Origin of the sequence: Pseudomonas sp. ADAK7, assembly GCF_012935675.1 — a bacterium.
Classification (GTDB): domain Bacteria; phylum Pseudomonadota; class Gammaproteobacteria; order Pseudomonadales; family Pseudomonadaceae; genus Aquipseudomonas.
Genome location: NZ_CP052861.1, coordinates 4,659,333 through 4,682,218, shown reverse-complemented (window position 1 = coordinate 4,682,218; position 22,886 = coordinate 4,659,333). Strand labels below are relative to the sequence as shown.

The following is a 22,886-nucleotide window of genomic DNA, read 5'->3' as shown; positions in this document are numbered from 1 at the left end:
GATCACCTAATCCTGTAGGAGCAAGGCTTGCCCGCGAAGAATCCAACTCGATCTAATGCCCTACCCCAGATAACGCAGGATATTCCCCGGCAACGGCTGCGGACCAAAGGCAACATAACCGCACACCACAATCTTGTTGTCTGGCATCACCACACTTCCCCGGAAGATATCGATCGCTCTCTCATCGTTGAACTCAACCCAGCCACCCTCTCCAAATGCAGGATCCAATGTGCCGTCAAGCCGGTAGCGCGCTGCGATCAATGCGCTCTTATCCCCCAGAGAACCGCTACCTGCTTGTCCTGCCACAATAATGGCGATCACGTTCCCTTGCTGATCCTTCTGGAAAGCACTCCGTCGCCACGACGCCCCATGCTCCGGAAACTCGGAGATCAGAGGACGTCCGTTATTGAAGACGATGTTGAAGCTGCCACTGGGATTCAAAACAACAATCAGTCCTTTACGCTTGCGGTCCGCCTCTGCCGAACCTGTCGCGATAATTCCGCCGTCCGGGCGCAAGGTCATTGAGCCAAGATCAAGCCACTGATCCTTATCGACAATCGTCACAACCCCGTCTTTGTTGTCGCCATAGTCTTTATCAACGTTGCCATTCTGGTCATATCGAATCACATAGGCGTCGGGCCATTCACCTTCGCTTTCCCTAGCAAAATCCCCACACACCAGTACTTTACCGTCCTCCTGAACCGCCACGCCGGAAGCGTAATTCCAGTAATGGCTGATTTTTTTCTCTTCGACCAGCAAGAAGCCTTTCCCGGCAAAAGTTTCATCCAGAGAGCCGTCCTGATTCAATCGCAGCACAATCCCTCTGGAATAGTTGAAGGCAAACATCACAGTACTGACCAAGAGAATTTTGCCATCCACCTGGCTGACCACAGAAACACCGGCGTCCTGCGCTCCTTCGGAGACTTTTACAGCGTAATTGCCGGCCTGACGCTGGGCCATAAGCTTGGCGCCCGCCCCTGCTTTCGGCCCCAGAAGCTCATAGATATTGATCAGGACCTTGCCATCTTTTTTCTCACCGAAGGAGGTGTCCAGACGACCATCCTGAAGCTGCCGTACCACAGCGAGCTCCTCCCCGCGAACCGGATGCTCCGCCATACCGGTGATCAGCCATCCGCCATTGGCCTGTGGACGCAAATTACTCGGCGAAAACCAGGTACCGTCAGCGAAAGGGATTTCGACAATACCGTGACGGCCAAACGACGTATCGAGTGAACCGTCTTCATGCAGCCGAGCCACTTTCGCCGGCGATTCCTGATTGATCGTTGTACCCAAAGCGACGAGCAACTGGTTCCCGGGGAGAGGAAGGATTGCGCCTGGGATGCTGCCAACAACATCATGAAATGGCGTCGAAACTACACCATCATGTCCAAAAGCAGGGTCGAGGGTTCCTGCTGCTTTAACTTTTGACTGATTCATAACCGCGCTCCATCGTGGGTAGGTCCGGCAAGGGACATCGACCCCAGTGAAGCACGGAGACATACATAAAAACGCCTGTCAGAAATAACAGATCAGCCGTCTTTTAAAGCCATATCACTGGCTTTTTGAGCCGTCGCTTTGCTACTTAACGATTGGCTACCACCTTCTTTTTCGGCTTCAAATACTTGGTCAACCCCTGGAACCAGATCACCAGCGCCGGGTTGCCCTTGATCTGAATCGACTTGTCCTGAATCCCCGTCATAAACGCCAACTGCTTGTTCTTCGCCTGCATCGTGGCAAAGCCATACGCCGCGTCTTTAAAGGCAATCGCAAACGCCGGCTCGGCATACATGCCGGACTTGCTGGTGATGCGCTGATCCTTCACCCGGAAATGCCGCGCCACTTTCCCGTCCAGGGTCTGTAGCTGAAACACCAGTTCCTTGTCGCCCAACTGCTGTTGAAACGCAGGATTAGTCCGACTGGCCTTACCCATCAACAAACCCAGCATCCACAGAAGAAAACGAAATTTCATGCGCACAGCCTCAAATAAAAATGAACGGCCGGCGCAGTGTAGCGGCTTCAGACGATATCGACACTATTGCCTTGTGTTTGCAGAAGATGATGCGGTTTTTGCTGTCAATGACTGCCAAGTCACGCTTTTCAATTGAAGATATGAACGCCTCCACGGTCCACGATCAACGATTGATCGGCAATTGAAAACGCATCCGCTGCCCGCATAGATCCAGGTCTTCTCGGAACAGACCGTAAGCCATCTCACAATGGCCTGCCACGTAGTGCTGCCAAATCGGATCAACCAGCACCTCGCCTGCCAGACGTTCCGCCGCTGCCTCCTTCGTCATGGCCTTGTCCTTACCCACCATCGCCAGAGTTGCGTTGTAGAAACCATCGTTGGTCATTCCTGTCTGCAAATAGATCAATTCGTTCAACCGGCCATTGGTGGTGTGCAGCAAACAGGACCACTTTTTGAGTGCCGCCGTCTCACCCGCCTCAGCCTTTTGATAAAGCGTTTCGCAGTATTCCTCCTTGAACTTCACCCAACTGCGCTGCACATCAACCAACAACTTCCTGTTGTCCGGGGCCAAGCTGGCCTGCGCTTTTTTGTATTGATCGTTCAATGCCGCGTCGAGTGAATCGAAGATTTCTTGACTGCAGATCAACCAATCCGGCGTCTCAAAACTGTCGACATTGCAGTTCGGCTGGGCGAAAGCCGAGAACATGGACGCCGCCAGGACCACGCCTGCGAAATTCACAAACGCCTTCTTGCATCCGTTCATTCCACCACTCCACTGCTACGCTCAGCCACCCGCGCAGGAATCTTTAACGCCTTGCCCGCGTCGGTCATCAACGCGGCGTATTTCTTGTAAGCCTGCGCCGCCAGCGCTTTATTCTTCAGGCCCCAGTAACTGTCCGCGAGGTTCAGATAAGCCACGGTACGCGTGGGATTTCGGGCAATCACGGCGTCCAGCAACTCGATGGACTCTTGGTAATAACCTGTTTCACCCAATAGAAACCCCACGTCGTTAGACCAGCCGGGTAACTGAGGAAAGTCATACTTTTGCGCGATGTAGTTGTCCGGATCGCATTGACCTGCGTTGTCGTACATCAGGAAGCTTCCCATCACCTCCAAGACCGCTCCGGTCTGCCCTTTTCGATACAGCGCCAACGCCTTGTCGAGCTGTTCCGCGACGTCCGTCATCATCAATTTTTTGTAATCGCCGCCCGCTTGAATGCGCAACTCAGACAACTGCTCAAACAGCTTGCGGCCATCGAAAGATGCCAAAGACATTTCTCCGATCAGGCTTTTGGGGACTTCTTCAACACTGACAAGCGAGTGATCACAGGACTCGTTGTTGACCACCTGCAATACGTTTTTCAGCTCGAACTGCCTGGAGTTTTTGTTGTAGCGAAACACCAGGTTGAAGTTATAAACGGCGTTATCTTCTTCGCTGCTGACCAGTACAAGGGCGTTCCCGGCTTCGGCAGAGGACTGCTTGACCGACACGGTGTCACCTTGCAGATCGATGACCTTCAGCACGCCAGCCGGGTTGTTGATGATGTGGACGCTGAAGATGTCACTCATGGCCGAGGAGTATTGGCTCTTGATCAACGGCAATGCTTTGGTGGTATCCAGCAGGATGTCGTTGCCGGCGCCGTGTTCAGGTGTGATCTGCAGGCGGCGGAAGTCTGCCCCGACATCACCGGACAGCACAGATACGTTTTGACGGGATGCGTCACCCAATAAACTGGCCTGTTGCTGTTTGATCACTGTTGGCGAGTTGGAACTGGGTTGCGTGACCTTGCCCGTACTTTGCGAAGCCGTTTCTTTCAAGGGCAGCGCGCAGCCGGAATCACACGCCAACTTCAAAAGCTCAGGCTCGTCCGTCCCCTCGAACACATAAGTTGCCGCGCCATTGCGTTGTCCGTCGCTGTACACCGGCACACTGACCGCCAGCGAACCGGCCTTCGAAGAGGCCGGAGTTTGATCCGCAACCGTTACCACGCTAGCTTCAACGTCTTTGCAAAGGGCTTCGGTGGCCGAATCCAAGAGTCCCCGCCCCGCCTGCGCGCCCAACTTCGCGCTGACCGCACGGCAGTCATAGCCATGCCAGTAAGGGCCCGATTGCATCGAGATATCCTGGGAAAAAATATAGAGATGGTTCAGGACGACTTCTTTGCCGTCATAACTGAAGACCACCCAACGGCGAGATTTAGCGGAAGAGTAATTCTCACTGTCCAGAATGTACTGCCTGCCGAATCGATACAGCGAGTTGGTAAACATCGCGCCGGTATATTCCGCGTCGTCGAACAGTCGCTTTCCTGAGCTGGCATCTAAGATGTAGCCGTCAGCGTCCAGGGCCAATGAACAACTGCCGGGCGCCTTGCCATAAGGCTCACAGCGGGTTGCGTGCGAGAAAACCGACTCAGCAGCACCCGCGCCAAAGCTCAATAACACCATCAAGAACATTGAAATCTTCAAGGTAAACAGCTTCACCACTGACACCCCTTCTCAGCAGAAGTCTCAATCAACGGGTGATGATCAAACTCAAACCGTTTCTTGGTTTTGGCATTGGTGTAGGACATGCCGTAAATCAGCGCACCTTGGCGAACCATGACGTATTCACCCGTGACGGCGCCGCCCACGACTTCGACCCATGTAGTGGTGAACTGAAGAGGCCGGCCCTCGGCCATTTCTTCTTGCTCGGTACGTTTGAACACCAGCGGGATCGACTCTTTAGACGTCCCATACTTGGCCCCCGCCCCGCTCCACTTGGCGGCCTCATCACGGTAGATCCTGAACTCCAGTTTTATGTTTTTGCCTTCCAGGGATTTAAAACAGTCAATTTCCGTTCCCACTTCGCTGTGAGCGAATGCGGGGAAGGCCAGCAACATCAGCGTCAATAACTTTTTCAATGACAACTCCCTTGTTTTGACCAATCCCGCACCCTTGCGTCCCGCCCGATCAAGGCTGCCCATAAGTAATCCTTTTTACCGCCGGGCTTTCCTCGCGAAGGTCTTTCGCGGTCACGCCGTAGGCTTTGATCAACGCTTCAGATGAGCCTTTGGAGCCAAACGACCGGTAAGCATTGCTGTAGGCATACATTTCCAACTTGCCCGCCGTTGAGTAATAACCGTGCCATTCCGGGCAAGCGTTACAACCGCCGTAGCCACCAATGGCGACCAGGCTGCCCTTGGTTCCTTTGAGGCAATCCATCGCCACCACCACATTGGCCAACATCGGCGTGGTTGCGCCGGCGGTGGTCAATTGGGATACCCGGCCGATTTGGCGTCGGAGCACTTTGCCGTTGATGTTAATGGTCTGGTCGGAGCACACCGGGAGCAGGTGTTCTTGATCGTTCTGCACCGTCACCGACCGACAAGACGAAACCACTGCCACTTCGACGCCACCGCATTGCATGACATCGCGTTGGATGTAGGCATCCGATGGGGCGGCAAAAACTGCCAGTGTGAACAGCGCTGAAACACTACCCGCGAAAAACCTGATTAAGCGCTGCATCCCTTTCATCCTTGTCCGTTCTTCGAACCTGTCCAGTCGTTGCCGAATCGCTTAGGCGTCGGTGATTTTCAACAGCCGGAATTCGTTGTTCACAAACTCGTAATAGCGCGTTCGGTAGCGATTTTTCAGCTGTTTACCCTTCAGGTCTTCTTCGGTGTCGACGGTGATGCCGTAGACGATGATCAAGTTGCTGTCGGGCCGGTAGGACAGCGCCAGCGCGTTGCCGTCGTAGGCATTCGGCAGACCCGTGGCGATTTCGCCCGTCTGCGCATCCAGCATCTCGACACACATCGTGCTGCCGCCACAGCCCATCCGGTGCAGAACGTAGTGCCCGGCGAAATTGACCTTGCCGGCGAGGGCTTGTGCGCGATCTTTATCCATCCGTTGGTTGCTGTTTTCGTACGGCACCGGGGCGTGGTTTGGGCCGGCAAACACTTCGGTGACCTTGAAAACTTTGAAGGATGGCTCGGCGGCGAAGGATAAAGAGGTTGCACCGGCCAGGATGCAGCCCAATAAAATCGACAGTCCTTTCATGTTGTAACTCCTGAGCAATCCGATTACTCCCATTGGCAACCTTTCTCCAAAGAGACTTCAGTGGGTGCATAAAAAAATCCGTATTCCTTACCGCCATGGCCTGTCCGGGCTCACTTCTTCAGATTCGCTGTCGGTTAAAACCAGAGGAATCGCCACACCGGAGGAAGCGTACTTAACAAACCCTCCGTGCCATTTGTTCGTTTCGTCGTAATAGGTTCGCAGCTCGAAATTCACCGGGCTCGACTCACCTGTCCCAAAACAATAGATTTCCGACATCACCTCGCACTGAGCCGTCAACGGCAGCACGCCAATCACCAACAGCAGGCATCTTTTCACTTCAAATCCCTTGAAATAACCCGCCTTCAAATCGAAAAATCCTGCACTTCATCCAGTCCCCAACACCCCTCAAAACTGAACCGGTAAATCACCTGATAACCCGTATCCGGCTTTTGCAGTTTCACCGTCGCCGACGTGTCGCTCTTGTCCACGATCTCTAGCGTCAGCCCTTGCATCTCGCGCGCCTTCGCCTCGAGGATCAGCGGAAATACCAGTTCACTGCGATCCAGCAACGTGCTGACCTGCTGCGGCTCGGGCTCTGCATCCACCGTAATCAGCTTCTTCATCGGGACACGGGTGAAGGCTTTTTGACTGGCCGTGCTTTCCATGAAGTCGGCTAAAAACACTGAGAAATCCTGCGAAGGGCAAGCCAACGCCTGGGCTTGCTCGACCGGTTCCGGCATCAGGCAGGGCTTGGCCGGGTCAACCTGTATGCCTTGAGCGCTCAACTGCTCTGCGTGGGTGCGTGAATCTTCCTGCCCCATGTTGGCCGCCGCCAAGTAACAGGCCAGTGCCCGTTGCGAATCCTGAATGCCCAGGGTGCCACGCTGAAAGGCACTGCCAAGGTCGTTGAGCGCATAGGGCGCACCTTGCGCGGCAGACCTTTTCAGCGCCGCCAGGGATTTGGCCGGGTCGGCGCAAGGGCGCGGGTCGCCGTACTCGCCTTCGTCGCAATAAAACCCGGACAGCGCATGGCTGGCCTGGGCGAGCGTTCGGGAACCTTGCGTATAAAGCTCGAGAATTTTGCTGTTGTCCAGGCGCGGCGCCTGTCCCGAGAGGCTGACCGACGCGGCCGCATAAGCAGCCTGGTCGTTACCTTGGGCGGCACCGTCCAGGTAACTGTCCAGGGACGAAACATACAATTGCACATCGGCCGGATACCCCGACTCGTTCGTCAGCTTGTCATACAGCGCCCCTCGCTTGAGGGCGCGGGCACCCGGCGCAGCGCGCAGTTCCCCTTGTTGCTCGGACAGCACCTTTTCCAGCGACCAGTCTTCGACCCGCACCAATTTCCAGCAGTCGCCGAACTTGAACGTGAAGACCTTCAGCACTTCGCCTTTGCGGTCGCGGACGAACACATAGTTGGGCAACTGAACCTGCAAACTCAGCCCGGATTTCGCGATGTAATCCGCCGACAGCTCGGTCAACGATCGCGGCGCCAGCGTCGGCACCTGCCGTTGCACCACCCGGGGTTTCGACCCGGTGGAGACCACCGACAGCTCTATTACCGGCGAAGCGACAAAGGCTGGCTGCGTGTCCACATTCGCCGTAAACGCGGTGACGAACTCCGCAAAATTGGCGCTGGGGCATTGCACCGCACCCGACTCCGCCGCGAACGCCGCCGACGACATCACCAGCGCCAACCACACCAGGCACCCACGCTTCAAACCCGCCACTAGAGAATACCTTTTCATCAAAAAATCACTTCACCAACGTCAGCTCACCATCGCGATACAACACCTCACACCCCAGCCACGCCACGTCGACTTGAGGCAACACCGCCGAAGGTTTGCGCAGTTCACGCAACAAGGTCGAGCCGTGGGACAAGCGCCCGCCCATGCGCGCAATCACCGCTCGCGCCGCCTGGTAGTGCGCGTGGCGGCCGGGGTCCAGGGTGTCTTCGAGCAAAATGTCGTCGCCGAGAATGCCTTGTACCTGCCCCGGATAAATCATGAAACCCGTCGCCTGTTCGGCGCCTTCGCGCCCGTCCTGCCAGAAGCTGCCGTCGCGGCTGCGAATGTCTGGATGCGGCGCGAACCAATGCATTCGATCCGCCATCGGCATGGCGTGATGCAGGCGGAAGAACACCCGCATCAGGTTGTCGCGATACCACTCGCGCACTTGCAGGTAGTAACCGCGCAGCCCCGGCAGTCCGGTCGAATGGGCTACACGAATAAGCCCCGACCATTGCGGGAAGGCTTGCAACGGCAGATCGGTCGGCGCCGGGCGTGGCGTGGCGGGATCAGTTTCCCAGGGCAGTCGATGCGGGCTGTTTTCAAGGTCGTCATACGCTGTCGGCGGCCGGCCCAGCAGATCGCCGCCGCTGCTGGCCAGCGAGGTGGCGATGCATAGGTTGCCTTGAACCACGAACACATAGAACCGGGTGAACCAGTCGGCCAGTTGTTGGCCGTCAGCGCCTTGGGCGATCAGTCCGGACAGTTCGTCGTCGAAGCGGCGCAAGCGCTGTTCCAACTTCAGCAAATGCCCGCGCGCGATGCGCTGCATGCGCAGGAACAACGGCAACGAACGCAGCATTCGCAGCGGTCGCCACGGCAAGTGCGGTGTCGCGCCGCCGACTTCACCGGCATAGCTGCTGGCGGAAATGCCCCAGTCGGCCAGCCGCGCGAGAAACAGGTCGTTATTGATGTACGAAGCGCCGCCAAACACCGCGGTAAACGGCTCGTTATCCTGCAGCACCCGCGAATCCCAACGCGCCATGATCGCCGGAATACTCGCCGCCGCACGTCGCTGCGCGTACTCCACAAAAACACTCGGTTGTGGCGGCAGAATCTCGGCGATGTTGGCGGCGGTCAGGTGCCGACGCCAGCCGTAATCGCTGATCGGCCGGTATTGCAGCAACCAGAGTTGCTGGCCATCCCAAGCCCATTCGACGTCGCCGGGCACATAGTGAAAGACCCGCAACACGCCTTGCAGAAAGCGCCACAACAGATCCGCCGTCAGGCCATGGGAGGGCTTGAACGTGTCACTGCTCCACGAATCGCCGAGGCGGGAAATGATCGCGCGCTCGGGGCTGACCTGACCGTCGGCCAACGACTCGAGATGACCTTCAACCCACTCCAGTTCCACCGACAGATGCCGCACAAACCCGATCCCGGACACCTTGGGCGTGATGAAGCGCTGCACCACCACTTCTTCCACGCCCGCCGTGCTTAATTCGGCAATGCGCGCCGGCACGTTGGACGTCGGTTCGCGCAGGAACGTGGTGCTCAACCCGGCATTCGCCGCATCGGCCTGATCCTCGCCGTAACTGGAAGAGCGCACAGCCCAAGTGGCCTCCGGCTGGCTGGCAAGAAACGCCGGCAAACGCGGATCATCGCAATCGTTGAGCGACAGCGCCGGCGGCACCGCTTGCCCGGCCAATTCGGCCAGACGCAAGCGACCGCCCTTGGTGTGCGCGACGAATCCGCATTCACCCGATTCCAGCCACGCGGCGAACTCGGCCGGCGCGTCGATCCACGGGTAATGGCCCCAGCCGGTTTTCAGGCAGATCGTCAGATCTGCGCGAGCCAGAATCGCCGACCACGCGGCAGCTTGCGCGATGCCGAGCACGTTGTCCTGATCGCCCCACACCAGCTCGACCGGGTCGGTGATCCACTCCAACAGCGGCAACGCCGTGTCGGCGCGCACCAGGTCCCAGTGCGGCACAAACGCGCGGCAGCGTGCGTATCCGGCGCCCATGCGCTGGTACTGCGCGGGCGTCCAGGTCTGGTTGGAGAACTTGTGCGCGAACACGGCGGGTTTGTTGGACAGCAACCAGTGAATGGTCTTGCGAATCGGCAGCGGCGACATCAACGCCGGCAACCGTCGCTGCCACAAAAATGCGCCGACCGGCGCCAGCAACACGCTGCGGCAAAAGTGCCCCGGCTGACGTTGCAGCGCGTGCAACACCAGCAGCGCATTGACCCCGACCGCCATGATCGCGCTGCCTTCAACCGTCATCGCCAGCAACGCTTGAGCGTACGCCGTAAGGTCTTCGCACGGCGCCCGTGGATTGTTGCCGAACCCCGGCAGTTCCAGCGGCACCACGTGGTAGCGCTGAAGGTGCGGCAGCGCGTCATCCCACCATTCGGCGGCGCTACCGTTGCCGGCCAGCAGGTACATCACAGGCTTGCTCATGGACAATCCTCAGGTCAGGTCGCGCAGGGCAGCGTCGAGGGTCGGGTAACGGAAGGTGTAGCCGGCCTCGGTCAATCGGCTCGGCACCACCCGTTGCCCATCGAAAAACAACTGCGCCATCTCGCCGGCCAGTACGCGTACGGGCGCGGCGGGAATGTGGAACCACACCGGGCGCTTCAGGGCTTTACCGACGCGGCTGGCAAACACGGCCTGACTCACCGCATCCGGCGCCACCAGGTTGTACGTGCCGCTCAAACTGTCGTCTTCGAAAGCACGGGCGATCACTTGAATCACATCGTCGCGATGCACCCAACTCATGATCTGCTGCCCATCGCCCATACGCCCGCCGAAACCCAGGCGAAACGGAATCAGCAACGGCAACAACGCGCCGCCCGGGCCGAACACCACACCCAAACGCAGCACTACCTGACGCACGCCGAACTCGGTAGCCGGTTGCGCGGCGGCTTCCCACTGGGCGCATAACTCGGCCATGAAACCGTCGCCCTTGCTCGCGCCTTCATCCAGGCTTTCGCTGGCATCGCGCACGCCGTAGAAACCGATGGCCGAGGCCTGCACCCACAGCGCTGGTTTATGCTTGGCGTTCTTCAGCCAGGTCATCAGCGCTTCGGTGGTATTGACTCGACTGGCGATCAATTGCGCCTGGCGTTTCTCACTCCAGCGCGGCCCGGCAACCGGCGCGCCCGCGAGGTTGATCACCACGTCGAACGTCTCGTTGTAGCCGAGTTTGCTCAGCGAACGCACGCACCGGGCGCGACCATCAAACAGGTACGCCGCTTTCAACGGATCGCGCGCCAACACACTGACCGTATGACCTGCGTCGAGCAGTTGATTGACCAGCACTTCGCCGATAAACCCGGTGCCACCGGTCACCAGCACGCGCTTGTAAGTGCCACCCGCGAACGGGTTCGACGGTTTGCCTTCGCGCTGCATGCGCAACGCCGCCAAACCATCGCGAATCCCCGAAGCCGTCACGCCAATCGCAAACAACGTCAACAACCAACCACGCCAGCCGAAATCAATCGCGGTCAGCCCTGTCGGCAGGCTCGCCCACTGCGCCAGTTGCACGCCGTACAGCGCAAAAAACGCCCCGCCATTCACCGCCAGCACGGTGTGCATGATCCGCTCGATGGCCGGCAGTTTGCGGCTGCGGTCCTCGACCACGAAATCCCACAGCGTCAGGCAAATTTCCAGGGCAAACAGCAGCGCAATCACAATCGCCCACGTGCCCTGGAACGCCAGATGCGCCATGCCCAGGAACAGAACCCCGTAGAAACACGAGCGCAGCGCATGGATCGACAACTCCAGCCGCGCACTGTGCCGATACGGCAGCGCGACGGTCAGTTCGTGGTGATAGATCGTATCCAGTGCACCCAGAATCGCCTGGGCAATCAGCAGCGCTACCGCCCAATCCAGAAGAGAAAAATCAGGCATGGTCAGTGTCACTCGGTGGGGTGTTTGAAGAGGCGGTGCGGCGGTCGTGGCGATAGAGCCAGATCAGCGGCGGCAATAAAGTCAGTAGCGCGAAGCCGTCGATCCACAGGTTCACCCACAGCTGCGCCGTCAGGGAGAACCACATGTCTTGCGGCGCCCACAGCACAATGCCGGCGATCAACCAGCCCCAGGCCATGGGACTTTTCAGGCGATTGCCGATGCGCACGAGACCGAGCATGTAGAGCGAATAGCTTTGCAGCGTGGCGCCGAACACGGCGAGCCACCACAGTTGCTGCTCGCGGGCAGCGCGCGGTGGCAGGTCCGTCCAGAAGGCGTAGTCGACGTTTTGCAGGTAGACGTCGAGCCATCCCGAAGGGCCGACCCAGGTCAGCACGATACTGACCAGCAGATGCACCAGCGCGGCGGCGGATAGCCAAGCAACCAGGGCTTGGCGAAGGGTATTTGAGGGGACTGGCATTCCGTGTCCTGAGGGCTTCCTTGAGGGGGGCAAGTCTAAAGGAAATTGGGGACAGATTTATTTATTAATGGCAGTGGCGAGCCTGTTAATACTCAATGTTGAGCGACTTCGCCGGCACCCAGCCGACCGTCTTGACCTTGCCGATAAACGTCACCTGAAAGTACAAACCCTCGTCGCTCCGAACATAGTCATTCAACGTTACGCTGTCGCCGCGTACCAGATAGGCCTTTCGCTGAGTAAAAACCGCTTCATCGTTCTTGTTCAGCAAGTAAACCTTTGCACTGGCAATAGTTGCGTCAACCGGCTGACCCGTTGCTTCGCTGATGATGTCGGGCACTGCACAAGCGTCTTCACCCTCACACATTTGCTGCTTGCCGAGGCGCTCCGCAAACCACTCGCGTTTCTCGCAAGGGAAGTAATCCTTGCTCTCAAAACATAAGGTATCGGTGTAATTCGTGGGTCCGTCCTTGTAGTAGCTGATGATTTGATTATTGGTAAATTCCGGGTTGGTGATGGTCTTGACGGCGGAAGGCTTGAAACGGTTCTGCTGCGGATCAAAGACGAACAGCGAAAAACTTTCATTCACCTCGTTCTCGGCATACTTGATGGCCATGACGCACAGCCCTGAATCAGCGTCCGAACCGAAGTAAGCATCAAGCGCTTCGGTTTGCCCATCGGCATTCAGGCTGTAACTTTCACCGTTCTGCGCAATGACGCTGATGACGTCATTTTTCAGCTGCAACGTGCTGTGATCGCCAATGCACGGCCCCACTACTTTCTGCTCGCCTTGGGGTTGTACGGTCACGCGTTGAAAATCGGCAGCGTTCGCCATCGTAATAAAACAGCCTGCCAGCAACACCAGGATTAAGTTTTTCATCTGTTTTACTGCGCCCCGTTCCTTGAAATATCGATCAGCAACCACCGGCATCACCGCATTGCACCCAACCCCGAATGGATTTGCCCTTGGGGGTTTTGAACAGGATCTTGACCCAACCCGCCTCAACCCCTTCCTGCAACACCGAATCACCCTGGATCAAATACATCTTCGTCACGTCGGCTAAAACCGGCGAACTGTAGATGGAGGTTTTCTTGTTGATCGTGAGCGTTACTTTGTCTCCCGCTGCCCAGTGTTTATAAGCGGCGGAATTGAGTTTGGCGACGATGGCATCGGCGGTTTTATAGGGGAACGTGTAGACCAATTCTTCGGAGTCGAAATCGCGCACGATATCGCCGCCATTGCCGAAGTAGTTCGACAGTTGCTCATCCCTCACATAGCCCTTCGCCGTAGGGGAATACGCGTGAACGGTATAGTACTCGCCCAAATAATTAACGCCGGTATCGGCTCTGATTCCGACGGCATGAATGACGAACAGCATCGGCTCGGCGTCGGGTTTGGCCTGAGCGAAGAAAGCCGCTTGTACGCGCCCGGTGGCCGCCAGAAATGGCAGGCCGCCGATGTTCGTCTTTTTACCGTCGGCGCAATTTACGAAATCGATGTCGATGGCTTTTTCGTCGGGGTCTTGGGATTCGTTTTCGGGGAGTTTGATGTAGTTGAAAACGATAGCGCCTGAATCGGTGTTGAGTGCTGGGGATGCTTCACTTTTTGGGAGGTCGCAGGTGATTCCGGCGAGGAGTTTTTTCAGGCTCGAGACACCCTCTTCATAAAAGGTGTTGCACTGCGAAACCACGACAAAACCCTGGGCTGTTTCTGCTTGAAGTGTGTTGCAGACTAATGAGAACCCCTCAACATCATCCGGGCCAGGGTAGATAACGTTTTTCATGTCCAACAGCGCCCAGCCTTGCTGCTGCATTAACGCTTTGGCGGTGGGCGCAGCGTCCGAAAATTCCTGGAGTTCTTCAGCGTGAGGCACTTCGATCAGCTTGTTGTAACGCCGCGCACTGTCGATTCCGACAACCGCCAAAATGTCCTGCAGGTTTTTCCCGGAGACGATGAAGGTGGGCAGGTTATCGAAGACATTGGTCGACTCGGGGTTGTTGCGGGGCACGAGTTTCAGGATGTTCACGCCCCCTTCTTCAGCGCAGCTCGCGACCTTCAGATCTGTTTGCGGGACTTCGAACGGGCAAGGTGAGTTTTTAGCGAATGCATGCACGCTGCCCAGGAACAGGCTCAGTACAAAAGCAGCCTTCAGCGCTGCGCCGAAGCCGCGCTGTTTCAAAAAACAATCCATGTCGATCACTCAAAAAGCCTTTGTTTAACCTGTTCGGGGGTCATGTTTAAAAACGGTCGATCATCCGCTGACATTGACTGCAACACCATCGGATTTTTCCTTCAATACGTAGGGGTGTTCGTGAACTAGGCGGACGGTGTTCATGCCGATAATCTTTGTTCGTCACCGCCAAATCGGTGACTCGGACGTGCAAGTCCGATCCAGGTGCACAATCGATAATGGCAATTCATCGAGCGTTTTCTTATGCTCGCGGATCGTTATGGCGGTTGTGCGTCGGAGACCCTCGGGTCTGCCGGGTTCCTGGACCGGTCTTGCACACCAACGCACAACTGCCACCTCTTTCGAAGTGCAAAGCGAAACGGTGTCAGTCTCTTAAATTCCAGGAGATACATCGATGATCAAGCCAACACCGAATCCCCCAGACGACTTATCCACATCCCCCTACGAATCCCACGATTCCAGAAAACTCCACGAAGCCGCCGAACGCGCCCTCGACTACCACCTCGGCCCGAAACCCGACGCGAAACCCAAAACCAGGCCCCGCAAAGGTGCCCTGTTCAACGTCAGCCCCGAACTCCACACCGAAACCCTCCTGGCCAACGCGTCCGAAGACCTGCTGTCCATCAGCGCCATCGCTGCAGACCTGGCGGATGACGTGGAAGGCTCACGCCGCTCGGTAGCCTTGGCGTTGAGCCGACTGGCGGACGGAGTGCATTTGTTGGTGGAGCGAGCGCTGGATCAAATTGATTCGCCAGATCCTGAGGGACATCGGGCCGCCGCGTAGTAAAAGTACGAAGGGGACTTAATGTCCCCTTCTTGCTGCGGCGTAATACGATCAGCCAGCCCCAACCTCACACGTACCATCCTGAAGATCAGGCATCATGTTTTTCCCCTTCGACAGATACCAATCAGCTAGCTCGCTGCTTGAGCAAAAAGCGTTTTTCTCAGCATCGAAATACAGCGCCACGATGTGGTTCACCATCGCGCCACGGTTGGGCAGGAAAACCTCCAACTCGTACACAACATCCGGCAGCGCAGCTTTCCTGTCGGATTTCAGCTTCGGCGGGCCTTTAAACTTGCAGGGCACGTTCGAAAACACCTCGCCCAGAACACCGCCCTGATAGGTATAAATCGAACAACTACCTTTCGAGTCTTCATACGCCACCGCCCCGACAACACTCCCCTTCCAACTCACCGAACCGTTTGGTATCAGGCGAAGCTCCTGCGCCGACATATGATTTTCCAATTCGATGGCGGCGACCATGGCAGCGGGCAATGAGGGTGATACTTTCAGAGCGGAAGGCGCGGCGTTAGCGGACACACTCTCCAACTCCTCGCTTCGTTCCTTAACGCGCTTCGGGATTTTTTGCTTCTTGCCCGACAACTCCATTAATTCCGAGTATTTCTTGTAATGTCCCAACGCAATCCGCTTTTCATCTCGGCCCCAATAGGCGTCAGCCAGATTGAGATACGCAACTGCACGCTCAGGACTATTAGAGATCACTTTTTCAAGTAACCAAATAGAATCCTCGTTAAACCCAGCTTGCTGCCAGTAGTAAGCAATATCATTGTAAAGCTGCTGATCAGACTTAGAATAACCATTGAGCTTTATATAACGCTCAACAAATGAGCGCTTGGGGAAGCCGCGAAAATGCTTTTCATCAAGATAAAGTCGAGCCGTAGCGTTCTTAAACTCGATTAACGCTTCAGTTTTGATACTTAACTCAAGTCGCTGAACGAGTTCTTTTTTTGTTTTACAGTCAGCGGTGTCGCACGAATTCGGCATCCCTGAATCATCAACCACGTAACAATAAGGTTGAGGGGCACTTGGTATTTTGCGCAATCTAACCAGCTCCCCTTGAGACTCTGACGATATTGAACAATAAGGTACCAAGCCAAAGATATCTGACACTCCTGCCTTGTTTTTTTCAAACTCTGCAGGAGTTAATATTTGACTCGCATCAACCAGGACAACAGACGAGTCGTCAGACTGGTTGATAAGCCAAAAGGTATTTTCTTGCGATGTACAGTTACATTCGCAACTGAGCACATACTTATCAGAACGCATATCCCATCTGGTCTTAGCCGTTTCTCCCAAGCCACAATAATTATCAACCGAGGTAACAGTACAAACGTTTGAGTCTGGATCGCAATTAAGATTTCGAGCATCGGCCAAAACCTGTCCAGCGAATAAAACTAGAAAGGCCCCTAACGCGATTGACTTCGTACCTACCATGTATTACCCCGAATTATTTGTAAATTCTCACTAAAAAGGAAATATATTTATTTCTCAATATACAAATGATCAGCCTGACCCACAAATAATTCTGCGCCTTTTAATTTCCGAATCACTTTTTCTAAGGGGTGTTGTAGTTATCTGGAAAGGTACCATCTAAATAATTAGATCGATCGAGACTCATTTTGGCGACGCAGATGTTCACTGTCACCTCATAAGCTGGCATCGCCTCATCATACTCAAAAGCTTCTATAGCGCAATTAGTGTCCCGCATCTTCAACCAAGCCAATTGCGAAGCTTTCAACTTAACCAAAAATTTCGCTCCCAGCTCAGCATCTCTTTGATATTGAGCGTTCACCCTAGCTATAAGCCGTTTGTAGCTTACATTCAGCTTCGAATCAGCAGAATTCTTTTCCTGTTTAACACATAAATTAAATTCCAAAGTTGATGCAACACCGCCACAAATATTTTCACTTGCAAAAACAAAGACTGGACAAACCAAGTAAACAAATAACAAAAGCGATTTCATAGCCATCCTGCCGATGATTTGTTCAGGCAATTGGTTCTTTGCCAAGTCGACTCATGCCGCGAATTTCACAGAGACAGATTATTTATCGAAGGCTAGAAACTCAGTCTATCCAATAATAAGTCTGTCCCTTTTCAGCCTAAAAAATATACCTCGCATTTCACTTTCGAACATCAGCTCCGCTCTCCAACCCTTTTCGGGATCTTCGTAGATCTTCCAGATTGCTGCATCAAGGCACTGTATTTTTTGTAATTTTCCGCAGAGAGTTCTTTAAAACTTGCTCCCCAGTAGGCATCTGCTAAATTCAAATACGCGACCGCTCTATCTGGAGCTCCCGAAACAACCATTTTTAATAACTCAATTGCTTCAGCATAATAACCAGCCTCAGAAAATAAGAAGCCAACATCGTTCGACCACCCCGCCATGCGTGGGTAGTAATATTTTTCCACTATATAAGAATCCGGAGCACAACTATCACTTGAACCACCTTCAGCCAACATAGCTCCCACTAACTCTTTAAGCTTTTCTTTATCTCCAACCTTAAATGCTGCTAACGCCTTTTCAAAGTTTGATATCACGGAGACTGAAAATAGTTTTTCACTATTAATTTGTGCGGCATTAACATCCAAACGCAATTTTTTTAGATATTCAAACGCTTTAGCGCCATCGAACTGCTCAAATGGTACAGACATCAATTTATTTAAAGGTAGCGCATAAACGCTCATTACTGACCTGTCACACTCACTATTACTATTGACCAAAAGAACTTTAGTCACCACAACTTTTTTCAACAATGCATCATATTGAAACTGTATATTAAAATTAGACTCAGCATTACCATCTTCCTTTGTAGCTAAATTAACTATATCGCCAGACTTGGAAGGCGCATAATTATAAAGTGTATCCTCCCCCTGCACACCTGTAATACTAACTAATTTTTCTGCACCGTGGACCACAGAAACGTCGAACCCGTCGAAACTTGCTGGAGAGTAATCATTTTTTATATTTGGCAGCGCAAAGGGAGCTTTGCTTATAATGGATTGCTTTCCATCCTTTTCAGCAACAAGAGCCAAAATTCTGCCAGAACTGTCACCTCCATCCAAAACCAACAGTTTTTGCCGATTTAAATTTGAAATCAACTCGACATCAAACTCTTTTATCACCTTCCATTCTGAAAGCGCATCTGAATCCTGGGCAGCCCACGCCAACGAATTGCCGAGCATAAAAAACAAAATGAACACGACTCTAACTTTTCTAAATAGACTACTCACTGCCCAATCTCCTGATATATGGCGGTAAAATTATTCCGACGATTGATATAGCTTGTTTCAGGAGTATGCAAATTAACAACCTAAGTTATTTTATTTGTAGAAACGATGGTCAAGTAAAGAAGTAAAGGGGACGGAATTATTTATCCATTGACGCTGAATCAGACAAACCAAAATACCTGGAAGCAGCCTTGGACGATAAATATTTTTGCACCTGCAAAGCAAAGACCAATGCAGGAGTAACACATTCTTTTTCTAGAACCCACTCGTTTGGCGAATCCTTCTCTAGTTCATCAGAGATTTTCACCAACGAATCGCCATCCATTTCAACCACACAGCTACCATAGGTGCTGGCAAACAATTTTGTGGCGTTGTCATTATTTTCCAGCAGAGACTGGTAAGTCAGTGACTTCAAAGGAACGGCTGGCTTCTGATAAAAAGTACCGACTAACGCAATTTGATCCGCACTTGAAATGGTCTCTTCTCGCGAGAACACAAACTGCCCGTCTTTAAAATTACTTATGATATTTCTAAGATAGCAAACACTACTTGAGGGACTGCAGAAACGATATCTAATAGAGATATCCCCATCCACCACTGACAGCCCTTGAAAAACTTCCAATCCGCCACTATTTTTTAAAGTTCTCGGTATGAGATTTTCATTTTTTAAAATCTCCTTGCCGCCAGAATGAACAGTGAGTTCGTAAAATTCGGCGTTACTATCGACGAGTCTTATCTGATCTATATTTCCGTCCCCCGTCACATTTCGGTTAATCACGATAAAATCGGAGGCATTCGCAACACTAATGTAACTAATGAGCAAAGCAAAAATAGAAATGCCTTTATCGAAGTATTTTTTCATCTGCCCAGATTTTGACGAACTGATCTGCATAAATAAATCTGTCACCTTTTCCATTTAACCAAGACCGTCAACGCGCTGAAAAAAGGACATATTTATCATCAAACAATGGCCGATCCTATTCCGTAAATAAATCTGTCTCCTTTTTCCACTTTTTCCAGCCCCCTTTTTCCACCTATTTTTGGTCTCTTAACGCATTACCACTGACAACCAGACTCTATCGGAGCTTTTATTTGAGTATTATTTGAAAATGAGTACTGTTTGCCATTTGATCCTTTTTTGTACGCCATAGAAACTACGCTATTCCCTTGAGTAACCATCGTATACTCGCCTGTAATTTTTCCATCTACTATTTCCAACCATACTGTGCTATCTCGAACCGGCATTTGAGGATCTAATTCTTCCAAGTCGGTATATTTAACAACAAGGGATATTGGTTCTTTTGATGTTAAGTATTTCACCGAAGCACCGGACCACTTAGAAAGTGCGTCGTAATAAATTCTAAGTTCAAACTTTACCTGGCTTTCTTGAGATAGCTCAAAACAAAAATTTTCAACGGTTACCTGGCAATATGCCGTCAGAGGAAAAAGACACAACGACAACGACAAAAATAGCTTCTTCATATGATATTCCTTATTAAGGTTTCTGATGCTCTAGAGAAACGTCCATCGTGTGCGTCCCCAAATAGTAACTACTCTCCAGGCCCGTAGCCACATTGGCCATCACTTAAATCCGGCGGGTATTTCTTATCGCTATTCTGATACCAATCAGACAAAGAATCGCTGAGGCAATATGTAGCCTTTTGCTCGTCAAAATATAAAGCGATCATTTCGTCAGTCATTGCACCGCGATTAGGGAGGTACAATTTAATTTTATACAAGATATCAGGCATGGAAGTATTTCTTGATTCATTTACGTCTGCCGGACCTTTGAACTCACAGGGAACTCCATTAAACAATGAAAATAAGATGTTGCCGGTATATTTATAAACTGAGCAACTCTTCTGCTCACCCTTGATAGAAATAGAAACTAAATATTCACTCCCCCATTTCAAGGCACCTCCACTTTCAATTTTCACCTTATTCACGGAAGTAGCATTTCTTTCTGATATAGCACCCAACATCACTTTCGGAAGTTCAGGCGCTAGTAGAATTTTTTCATTTGCATTAGCGCAACAACCGTTTGCAAAGCTCAACAGCAAAAAGATCACAAAATTTTTCATGAAGTCTTACTCATTGAATAGTTCATTTTTACAGTCTGACGCGGGGTCGTAAAAGTCTCAGCAACAGTAGTTTCCAGCGAATCACTCAAATAACGGTATATATATTTCGCATAAGCCTGCCTTTCGTGATAACCGTTACCACCGCCGTTGACTGCAACGGATACCGCACCGACAATTTCAGGAGTCATCCCTTTATCACATGTACGATTTATATTTATGGCACCACTAGCGCTTTTAACTACTTTTGATACCCAGTAGAACCCTCCGCTATCACACGCATTATAAGGCCGGCTTTCTATAAGCTGAGGATCGTAACGGGGCGACCAGCGTTTTGGAATGCCAGTAACTTGACCATTTTGGGGACTAACAGGATCTCCCCAGTAATGGGTAGATGTCGCTGTAATTCTATCATCTTCATAATGATTATTTACTGGCTCGGGAAGAGATCGTACGGTCCTGTATTCCCCATACGATTCGTAGTTCCCAGCCCATGTCAACTGCATGATACCGCGACCATAAAAGACACTGTAATACTGAGCCTTTGGAATGTTAGGGTTTGGATGCCCAGTGCCGTATTCGCGAACTACCCTCCAGCGGTTTGTTTCCAACATAGTCTGAGCAAGAAAGTGAGATTGTCTTAAAGCACCTGTAATGACGTACCTCAAAGCCGTTTTATTTAGTTCTATATAGTATTTACTTAATCTAGTCTTAGCCCGAGCGTGTGAAATCTCATAGTTGTCTCCACCTGAAGTATTTACAATCCATGTGTTCCCCGTATGATCATAAAAATGATACTTCGGTACCGTATATGCGATTTCATCTAAACTGAGCCATGAGCATTTTCTAAATAAGGAAACAAAAGATCTTGGAGGAAAATGCCAATGCTTGTTTTCAATACTTGGTATACCTGCTTCCTCCCAAAAACCTAACGCTTGCTGGTGGGCTTTTAGTTTCTGATACTTATCCTGTGCCATTGGACCGCCATCACACACTTTCAGTAACCAGCCGTAGCGAGCATCGAAATCGTTCTTACTCCATTCAGTTGGAAATTTGCAGATGAAATTATTTATCATTCTTTGAACATCAGGATGTTGCAGCTTGACCTTATTTGAATTTCGCTCAGCCACATATCTCTCCGACAAGCTTAGTTTGTCCTCTGGAGAGAGTGCTGCATAGGCAGGAGATGAGGCAATACTTATCGCATCGGTTCTATCAGATACTACTTTGCTTGCATCTAGATCCAATAAACCTCGAATGAACTGCGATTGGCAATGGCTGTCGGCGTCAGTATCATCATCAATAAGTCGCCACCCCATCCAATGAGGAAAGTCAGCATCACTAAACTTGGTAACTGACATATGGTTAAAATCCACCCAGCCTACTTTATTTGTCTCTCCTGTCTTGCCAGGAAATTTTATTGCCCTCCAGTGAGCCGCGTCGGAAGGCTGTAGTTGATCATTGCCTAAAACCCTTCCGAACCGCAAAAGCTCATACCCAGCACTAGGCGACTGAGGGTAGATTTTTTTAGACTTATTATAAAGATTGTACTCGTAATCAATCTCTTCCTCTTGCACTCCTATCTCCATGCCAGAGCGTGTAATAGAAGTCAGGCGGCACTGTCCATTGGCATAACTCATACGGACAAAAAAACCATCTTGGAGCTCTAAAGCCATAGCCCAATCATAACCACCCACTAAAGGGGTTGAGGATGTAGAAGATGAGGGCGAGCCACCTTCTTGAATTGGAGGCGGACCAGCGGACATAGCAGGACATTGATAAACAACAGGAGAGCTATTCTGTGAGCTAACACGATTAGTCGGTGCGCTTTGATAAGCTCTAACTTCAGGAGGTATAAAAAAATACATATCCCCCCAACAACTATCAGTTCTTCCGCTCGCAGTCTGATAATTTAAGTCTCGTGCGGTTCGACCAGTAAAATTCGCGATCTGACTTTGATCAGCGATTACCTCAAAATGAATCCTTCCCTTTTCACCATAAATACTTCCTGCATCGCCAATAGAGTCTTTACGATAAATCACCTTACCTTTTTGTGGACTGGCCACGTTGATTTTCGAAAGATGCATGTAAATGGAATAAAAAACGACTGTAGCTTTCGTACCTTCGCCTATCTCCGTCTCATGCCGAATAACAACACACCCGTCATCAGTCCATTTATCACGGTAACGCAGTGGGTGATTCGGATCGGTACTCTCAGGCGTCGGATTGCGAAAATAAGCCAGCGTACCATCAGAGATAGCGCGTACAGGCAAAGCATTCTGACCATCCTTCGGAGCAGTCAGGTGCATGCCACCATGCCAATTAAGATCAAAACTCAGCGGATATCCACCATCGCCAGGAACGCCGCCAACCATGGCGCGCGCCAAAAATGCCTCATCGGTTTCTCCTGCAACTGGAGCGGGAATAAAGGGAGGGCTAATAATCATTTTGAAAAATC

Annotated in this window: 22 protein-coding genes; 1 reads left to right on the top strand and 21 read right to left on the bottom strand. The window is 52.2% G+C overall.

The genetic code is table 11. From position 1 onward, the window contains the following. Window positions 1-60: 60 nt before the first annotated feature. From HKK53_RS21420 to HKK53_RS21355, 14 genes are all read right to left on the bottom strand, one after another. A complete protein-coding gene (locus HKK53_RS21420) occupies window positions 61-1,437 on the bottom strand; it encodes a hypothetical protein (RefSeq protein ID WP_169372484.1) in 1,377 nt (458 codons plus the stop codon). A gap of 145 nt (window positions 1,438-1,582) precedes the next feature. Next, window positions 1,583-1,969 carry a helicase gene (locus HKK53_RS21415; protein ID WP_169372483.1) on the bottom strand — a complete coding sequence of 129 codons (387 nt, stop codon included), beginning with the start codon at window positions 1,967-1,969 and terminating at the stop codon, window positions 1,583-1,585. Window positions 1,970-2,132: 163 nt separating this feature from the next. Continuing rightward, on the bottom strand, window positions 2,133-2,732 hold the full coding sequence (locus tag HKK53_RS21410) for a lysozyme inhibitor LprI family protein (RefSeq protein WP_169372482.1): 600 nt from the start codon (window positions 2,730-2,732) through the stop codon (window positions 2,133-2,135). Continuing rightward, entirely contained in the window at window positions 2,729-4,450 is a 1,722-nt protein-coding gene (locus HKK53_RS32680; RefSeq protein ID WP_237150589.1) for a tetratricopeptide repeat protein, read from the bottom strand. Before HKK53_RS32680 ends, HKK53_RS21410 begins: the two co-directional genes overlap by 4 nt. After that, window positions 4,447-4,932 carry a hypothetical protein gene (locus tag HKK53_RS21400; protein ID WP_311201393.1) on the bottom strand — a complete coding sequence of 162 codons (486 nt, stop codon included), beginning with the start codon at window positions 4,930-4,932 and terminating at the stop codon, window positions 4,447-4,449. The genes HKK53_RS32680 and HKK53_RS21400 overlap by 4 nt, the downstream gene beginning before the upstream one ends. Further along, window positions 4,919-5,473: a hypothetical protein gene (locus HKK53_RS21395; protein WP_169372481.1), complete on the bottom strand. Its 555-nt coding sequence runs from the start codon at window positions 5,471-5,473 to the stop codon at window positions 4,919-4,921. Before HKK53_RS21395 ends, HKK53_RS21400 begins: the two co-directional genes overlap by 14 nt. A 51-nt stretch (window positions 5,474-5,524) precedes the next feature. After that, entirely contained in the window at window positions 5,525-6,007 is a 483-nt protein-coding gene (locus HKK53_RS21390; RefSeq protein WP_169372480.1) for a hypothetical protein, read from the bottom strand. Between the two features lie 87 nt (window positions 6,008-6,094). Beyond that, complete coding sequence (locus tag HKK53_RS21385; protein WP_169372479.1) at window positions 6,095-6,373, bottom strand: hypothetical protein; 279 nt, start codon at window positions 6,371-6,373, stop codon at window positions 6,095-6,097. Then, window positions 6,370-7,758: a tetratricopeptide repeat protein gene (locus tag HKK53_RS21380; RefSeq protein WP_169372478.1), complete on the bottom strand. Its 1,389-nt coding sequence runs from the start codon at window positions 7,756-7,758 to the stop codon at window positions 6,370-6,372. The genes HKK53_RS21385 and HKK53_RS21380 overlap by 4 nt, the downstream gene beginning before the upstream one ends. Window positions 7,759-7,765: 7 nt before the next feature. Further along, window positions 7,766-10,201, bottom strand: a complete 2,436-nt coding sequence (locus tag HKK53_RS21375) for an alpha/beta fold hydrolase (protein WP_169372477.1) — start codon at window positions 10,199-10,201, stop codon at window positions 7,766-7,768. A gap of 9 nt (window positions 10,202-10,210) precedes the next feature. Next, window positions 10,211-11,653 carry a TIGR01777 family oxidoreductase gene (locus HKK53_RS21370; protein WP_169372476.1) on the bottom strand — a complete coding sequence of 481 codons (1,443 nt, stop codon included), beginning with the start codon at window positions 11,651-11,653 and terminating at the stop codon, window positions 10,211-10,213. Beyond that, window positions 11,646-12,131, bottom strand: a complete 486-nt coding sequence (locus HKK53_RS21365; RefSeq protein ID WP_169372475.1) for a cell division protein — start codon at window positions 12,129-12,131, stop codon at window positions 11,646-11,648. The genes HKK53_RS21370 and HKK53_RS21365 overlap by 8 nt, the downstream gene beginning before the upstream one ends. Window positions 12,132-12,216: 85 nt before the next feature. After that, on the bottom strand, window positions 12,217-13,059 hold the full coding sequence (locus HKK53_RS21360) for a hypothetical protein (RefSeq protein WP_169372474.1): 843 nt from the start codon (window positions 13,057-13,059) through the stop codon (window positions 12,217-12,219). Continuing rightward, window positions 13,043-14,320: a hypothetical protein gene (locus tag HKK53_RS21355; RefSeq protein WP_169374273.1), complete on the bottom strand. Its 1,278-nt coding sequence runs from the start codon at window positions 14,318-14,320 to the stop codon at window positions 13,043-13,045. The genes HKK53_RS21360 and HKK53_RS21355 overlap by 17 nt, the downstream gene beginning before the upstream one ends. A 394-nt stretch (window positions 14,321-14,714) precedes the next feature. Here HKK53_RS21355 and HKK53_RS21350 point away from each other — a divergent pair, with 394 nt between their 5' ends. Further along, window positions 14,715-15,104 (top strand): DUF6124 family protein, encoded by a 390-nt coding sequence (locus HKK53_RS21350; RefSeq protein WP_169372473.1) that lies wholly within the window; start codon window positions 14,715-14,717, stop codon window positions 15,102-15,104. A gap of 51 nt (window positions 15,105-15,155) precedes the next feature. Here the strand turns inward: HKK53_RS21350 and HKK53_RS21345 are convergent, their stop codons facing one another. The 7 genes from HKK53_RS21345 to HKK53_RS21315 all read right to left on the bottom strand — a co-directional run bounded on the left by HKK53_RS21345 (window position 15,156) and on the right by HKK53_RS21315 (window position 22,875). Further along, window positions 15,156-16,388: a tetratricopeptide repeat protein gene (locus tag HKK53_RS21345; RefSeq protein ID WP_169372472.1), complete on the bottom strand. Its 1,233-nt coding sequence runs from the start codon at window positions 16,386-16,388 to the stop codon at window positions 15,156-15,158. A 289-nt stretch (window positions 16,389-16,677) separates the two neighbouring features. Then, complete coding sequence (locus HKK53_RS21340; RefSeq protein WP_169372471.1) at window positions 16,678-17,130, bottom strand: lysozyme inhibitor LprI family protein; 453 nt, start codon at window positions 17,128-17,130, stop codon at window positions 16,678-16,680. A 125-nt stretch (window positions 17,131-17,255) separates the two neighbouring features. Further along, window positions 17,256-18,353, bottom strand: coding sequence for a tetratricopeptide repeat protein (locus HKK53_RS21335; RefSeq protein WP_169372470.1), 1,098 nt, complete (start codon window positions 18,351-18,353; stop codon window positions 17,256-17,258). Window positions 18,354-18,489: 136 nt separating this feature from the next. Further along, window positions 18,490-19,266 carry a hypothetical protein gene (locus HKK53_RS21330; protein WP_169372469.1) on the bottom strand — a complete coding sequence of 259 codons (777 nt, stop codon included), beginning with the start codon at window positions 19,264-19,266 and terminating at the stop codon, window positions 18,490-18,492. Between the two features lie 140 nt (window positions 19,267-19,406). After that, window positions 19,407-19,832: a hypothetical protein gene (locus HKK53_RS21325; RefSeq protein ID WP_169372468.1), complete on the bottom strand. Its 426-nt coding sequence runs from the start codon at window positions 19,830-19,832 to the stop codon at window positions 19,407-19,409. Window positions 19,833-19,900: 68 nt separating this feature from the next. Beyond that, on the bottom strand, window positions 19,901-20,431 hold the full coding sequence (locus tag HKK53_RS21320) for a hypothetical protein (RefSeq protein ID WP_169372467.1): 531 nt from the start codon (window positions 20,429-20,431) through the stop codon (window positions 19,901-19,903). Beyond that, window positions 20,428-22,875, bottom strand: a complete 2,448-nt coding sequence (locus HKK53_RS21315) for a M23 family metallopeptidase (protein WP_169372466.1) — start codon at window positions 22,873-22,875, stop codon at window positions 20,428-20,430. The genes HKK53_RS21320 and HKK53_RS21315 overlap by 4 nt, the downstream gene beginning before the upstream one ends. Between the last annotated feature and the right edge of the window lie 11 nt (window positions 22,876-22,886).

Coding starts and splice junctions, on each gene's coding strand:
- HKK53_RS21380 (WP_169372478.1), bottom strand. CDS start 7,758: ATGAAAAGGTATTCTCTAGTGGCGGGTTTGAAGCGTGGGTGCCTGGTG.
- HKK53_RS21350 (WP_169372473.1), top strand. CDS start 14,715: ATGATCAAGCCAACACCGAATCCCCCAGACGACTTATCCACATCCCCC.
- HKK53_RS21360 (WP_169372474.1), bottom strand. CDS start 13,059: ATGCCGGTGGTTGCTGATCGATATTTCAAGGAACGGGGCGCAGTAAAA.
- HKK53_RS21420 (WP_169372484.1), bottom strand. CDS start 1,437: ATGAATCAGTCAAAAGTTAAAGCAGCAGGAACCCTCGACCCTGCTTTT.
- HKK53_RS21395 (WP_169372481.1), bottom strand. CDS start 5,473: ATGCAGCGCTTAATCAGGTTTTTCGCGGGTAGTGTTTCAGCGCTGTTC.
- HKK53_RS21325 (WP_169372468.1), bottom strand. CDS start 19,832: ATGAAGAAGCTATTTTTGTCGTTGTCGTTGTGTCTTTTTCCTCTGACG.
- HKK53_RS21415 (WP_169372483.1), bottom strand. CDS start 1,969: ATGAAATTTCGTTTTCTTCTGTGGATGCTGGGTTTGTTGATGGGTAAG.
- HKK53_RS21370 (WP_169372476.1), bottom strand. CDS start 11,653: ATGCCTGATTTTTCTCTTCTGGATTGGGCGGTAGCGCTGCTGATTGCC.
- HKK53_RS21390 (WP_169372480.1), bottom strand. CDS start 6,007: ATGAAAGGACTGTCGATTTTATTGGGCTGCATCCTGGCCGGTGCAACC.
- HKK53_RS21400 (WP_311201393.1), bottom strand. CDS start 4,932: ATGGGCAGCCTTGATCGGGCGGGACGCAAGGGTGCGGGATTGGTCAAA.
- HKK53_RS21320 (WP_169372467.1), bottom strand. CDS start 20,431: ATGAAAAATTTTGTGATCTTTTTGCTGTTGAGCTTTGCAAACGGTTGT.
- HKK53_RS21355 (WP_169374273.1), bottom strand. CDS start 14,320: ATGGATTGTTTTTTGAAACAGCGCGGCTTCGGCGCAGCGCTGAAGGCT.
- HKK53_RS21315 (WP_169372466.1), bottom strand. CDS start 22,875: ATGATTATTAGCCCTCCCTTTATTCCCGCTCCAGTTGCAGGAGAAACC.
- HKK53_RS21375 (WP_169372477.1), bottom strand. CDS start 10,201: ATGAGCAAGCCTGTGATGTACCTGCTGGCCGGCAACGGTAGCGCCGCC.
- HKK53_RS21345 (WP_169372472.1), bottom strand. CDS start 16,388: ATGCGTTCTGATAAGTATGTGCTCAGTTGCGAATGTAACTGTACATCG.
- HKK53_RS21365 (WP_169372475.1), bottom strand. CDS start 12,131: ATGCCAGTCCCCTCAAATACCCTTCGCCAAGCCCTGGTTGCTTGGCTA.
- HKK53_RS21330 (WP_169372469.1), bottom strand. CDS start 19,266: ATGGAAAAGGTGACAGATTTATTTATGCAGATCAGTTCGTCAAAATCT.
- HKK53_RS21410 (WP_169372482.1), bottom strand. CDS start 2,732: ATGAACGGATGCAAGAAGGCGTTTGTGAATTTCGCAGGCGTGGTCCTG.